General features: G+C 37.4%; 4 protein-coding genes. All 4 read right to left on the bottom strand.

Annotation, left to right across the window (positions count from 1 at the left end):
- Window positions 1-305 precede the first annotated feature (305 nt).
- Window positions 306-815: a transposase gene (locus H7254_RS16700; RefSeq protein ID WP_301934053.1), complete on the bottom strand. Its 510-nt coding sequence runs from the start codon at window positions 813-815 to the stop codon at window positions 306-308.
- On the bottom strand, window positions 812-1,360 hold the full coding sequence (locus tag H7254_RS16695) for a hypothetical protein (RefSeq protein ID WP_301934052.1): 549 nt from the start codon (window positions 1,358-1,360) through the stop codon (window positions 812-814). Before H7254_RS16695 ends, H7254_RS16700 begins: the two co-directional genes overlap by 4 nt.
- A gap of 336 nt (window positions 1,361-1,696) precedes the next feature.
- Window positions 1,697-3,340, bottom strand: a complete 1,644-nt coding sequence (locus H7254_RS16690; protein WP_301934051.1) for a T9SS type A sorting domain-containing protein — start codon at window positions 3,338-3,340, stop codon at window positions 1,697-1,699.
- 16 nt (window positions 3,341-3,356) lie between these two features.
- On the bottom strand, window positions 3,357-4,152 hold a 796-nt coding region (locus H7254_RS16685; protein WP_301934050.1), incomplete at its 5' end, for a T9SS type A sorting domain-containing protein.

The raw sequence follows: 4,152 nt of genomic DNA, 5'->3' as shown, positions 1-4,152 counted from the left end.
TTATACATCAAAAGAAATTGGGGAGTTATTATTTATCAATGCAAGATCGGTTGATAATAACCGCTCTCGGATTGCAAAAAAATTGGGCTTAGAGCAAGTAACCAATAGTTTATTAGTTTGGGCAATGGATCACAAAGACATAATTGCTAGAATATAACTCTATTGATTAAATAAAAACCATTTACCAAACCTGCCCTTCACACAATGAGTTGAATTCTCTTGAACTCATCTTTTATTTTATAGCCAAGCTTTATTTCATCACCAATAGATGTTCCCTCTAATACCATCACTTTATATACATTAGTTCAATTTGGACGCGAAAAAATATAGTCATATCTACAGATATTTTTAACCTGTTGATTTGTAAGTATAGCCACTTGGTTTGTAATAAATTCACTAACATTATCAAGGGTAGGATTAAGCTTACCGGAAAATGCACGTTTCATTTTTTGCAATATTTTTTCAGCAGGGTTTAACTCTGGAGAGTATGGTGTAATAAAAAGCAAAGCTATGTTTTCCAGAATAATCAAATTCTGCCCTTTGTGGAAAGCCCCGTTATGAAGCATTATGATTTTAAATTCATCAAGTGATTGCTTAGAGAACTCATTTAAATATACCTGAAAAGTATCTGTATTGCAAGGGGGCATTTCTAATTCAAAGTGATTTCCAGTAACTGGCGAAAACGCTCCAAACAAGTACAAAGATTTGAATACCTGCTGAAACAAGCAAACAGGCTTAACGCCTTTTGCGGTTAATCCCTTACCATTTCTGGTAAACAATCCAAATCTACTTTCATCCTGACAATAGAAGTTTATTTTTTTGTAGTCTTGAGCTTTTTCACTGACAATGTTTTGGCAGATCTGCTGAAATTTTTTTTAAAAGCTTCTACCGGTTGAACATCCTTTTTGATGTGGCTTTTCCTTGCTACTTTTACTTTAGCCTTATACTTTCTTACCACAAATCCATGAAAGGTTTTATAATTTAGATCTGTTTTAAAACGCTTATTAAACCAGTCTAATAACTCAATAAACCCTGCCATTCCATTAAGAGGATTGTTTAATTGCTCTTTCAAGGCAAGCTCTTGCTCATCTGTTATTTTACTGGGCTTGTAACCTGTCTTTGAGTGCAACATTAGCAATTTAATTCCTCCCTCGATGTAAAGAGTCCTCCATGTTTGAACGCTATTGTGGTTAACTCCAATTTCATCAGCCACAAGACGCTTGGATATTCCACTATCTTCATTACGTTTAAAGATTAATAATGCCTGAACACGCTTAGCTATCATCGGATGGCTGTTTTTCATTAGTTTCTTAAGTTCGCTTTCGCTCTGATTTATCTTAAAGGCTTTAGGTGCTGACATCGATTTTTTTATACAAAAAAAAGCTTATTATATTTTAGTCCAATAAGTATAAAAAAATAGTTATCAACATTATTGGACTAAATTATAACAGGTAATGGTATTACACCAAATAAAACAGCCATAATAAGTTTTTGGGTGTTTGACAAATCGAGTGATTTAAAGGTTGACACTAAAAATAATCGGGCTATTGATATAATTTGTTATCATCCCAGTTATACATTACTTTAGGCGGCAGGCATCTGGCAATAAGCAGCTGGCAGTTGGCAGTTGGCAGTGGCAGTCAAAAAAAAGGCAGACCATTTACAAGATCTGCCTATTTAAAAAAAATCGAAAAAATTATTCTACCACTATTTTTTTAGTCATTCGTTTTCCTTCAGAGTCCAATCTCATAAAATATAAACCTTTAACGTTTATGTTCAACTCTATTTGTTGTGTTGCTCTCTTTAGTTCTTCTTTAAAAATTTCTCTTCCCATCACATCTGTTACAATTAATTCTCCTCCATTTAATTCTTCTTTTAATTGTAAAGTAAAATTACCGTTAGATGGATTCGGATAAACGTATAAAGTATTATCTACATTGGTTGCTTCGTTTATCCCCAAGGCTGTTGTTCCCAACTTCACAACAAAAATATACCCGGCAGTTGTTCCCGGACCAGCTAAATTGAAAACTCCGGCACTTGGATCAAAATCGGCGGTTCCATTAAAGAATCCTGTTACATGAGCAATGCCCGCAGCGCTTAACGCTAAACCAAAACAAATATCATAATCAGCTCCGCCAAATGCTCCCGCATATACAAAATTTCCGGACGCGTTTAATTTTGAAATATATCCGTCATAATTTCCTGCAGAAGTCAAAGTGTATGTTCCCACGCCCGGATCAAAGTCTTCCGTTCCTAAAAATCCACCGGCAGTATAAACATTTCCCGCGGCATCAAGCGCAATGGATTGTGGCGCTCCACCAACATTTTTTGCCCAACCAAAAGTGCCTGAAGCATTTAATTTTAAAACAAAAGCAGATGCGGAGCCACTTAAAAAATATGTTCCTGCCCCCGGATCAAAATCAACGGTTCCAACATAATTACCAGTGGTATAAATATTACCCGCACCATCGCAGGCAATTGAATAACCAAGGTCGTTTGCGTACCAGCCCATTGCAGTTGCCCACACAAAATTTCCGGAAGCATCTAATTTAGAAATGAAAATATCACCCATTCCTCCCGATGAAACAGTATAGCTTCCTGCACCTGGATCAAGATCTGCTGTGCCACTAAAACCACCTGTAATGCAAACATTTCCGGAAGCGTCAACAGCCACGCCATAACTAGCATCACTTCCCGTACCACCCATTTTTTTTGCCCAGATAAAAGTTCCTGAAGGGTCTAGTTTTGAAACAAAAATATCGGTGCCAGCCGCTGTCATAGTAAAACTTCCCGCACCCGGATCAAAATCCGACGAACCTGCAAATCCTCCTGATACATAAATATTTCCCGAAGCATCTAACGTAATGGATTCTCCTGTGCCTCCAATGTTTTTTATCCATACCGTGCTTCCTGCCGCAGATAATTTATAGATGTAATTCGTGTTTCCTAAGGAAAGAAGTGAATAGACATCACCGGCAGCATCGAGGGCAATATCTTGACCTCCATCGATACCCGAAGAGCCAAACAGTTTGGCCCAAACAAAATTTCCGGAGGCGTCCAGTTTAGATACGTATGCATCTATTCCGCCAGAAGGCGTAAGCGTGAAGATACCAACGCCCGGATCAAAATCGGTTGTGCCGCTAAATGCACCTGTTGTGTATACGTTACCGGAGGCATCAACCACCATTTCAGTTCCCTGACCGCCTCCTGGCCCAAGCATTGCATTTGCCCATAAAAGATTTTGCCCTTTGTGAGAGAAGAAAGAAATGAGGCATAAAAATAAAAGTGAGTGTGCTTTAAAATTTTTGCGTCGCAAAAAAGAAGTAATTTTTGTTTTCATGATTTTTAGTTTTATTTTATTTTTGAATTATTATTTTATTGTTAGAAATCGTTTTTCCATTTTCGGAAACCTTAACGGTATATAATCCATTTTGTAAATGATAAAGGTCAAGAGTTTGGTTTTCATTTAAATTTTTTTCCTGGTAAACTATTTGACCTAACATATTAATTACTTCAATTAACGCGTTATTATTATCCTTAGATTTGATAGTAAATAAACCATTTGATGGATTTGGGTAGATTGACACACTTTGATCATTGGAAACTAATTGATCGAACCCAGTACAGCTGCTTACAATAATATTTTGAAATGCCGAATTGCTGCAACTATTACCATCCGTATATAAGTAGGTGATCACAAATGTTCCGGTACCTGCGGTTGAAGGATCAAATATATTTCCGGTAACAGTTGTGCCGCTATATCCACCGCCTGTTGGTGTTGCAGCGCTCAGCGTAATACTTGTACTAGCAACGCAAACCATTGTTGGATTCTGCGCATAAGAAACTACAGGCAAAGCGTTTACATTTACAGAAGTCGTTTTAGTGTTAGAACATATTCCGTTACCGCCCGTAACCGTATAGTTTGTTGTTACGGTTGGAGTAACAGCAATCACGGTTGTTGTGGCACTTGTGTTCCAAGTATAAGAAGTAGCGCCGCCTGCTGTTAAAGTTGCTGTTTGTCCCGCACAAATGGTTGCAGAAGTTGCAGTAACAATTGGTAAAGAATTTACATTTACAGAAGTCGTTTTAGTGTTAGAACATATTCCGTTACCGCCCGTAACCGTATAGTTTGTTGTTACGGTTGGAGTAACA

This window comes from Ferruginibacter sp. (assembly GCF_014377975.1).
Classification (GTDB): Bacteria; Bacteroidota; Bacteroidia; order Chitinophagales; family Chitinophagaceae; genus Ferruginibacter.
Note: the sequence above shows the minus strand (reverse complement) of the source record. Positions and strands in the feature narration are given on the sequence as shown.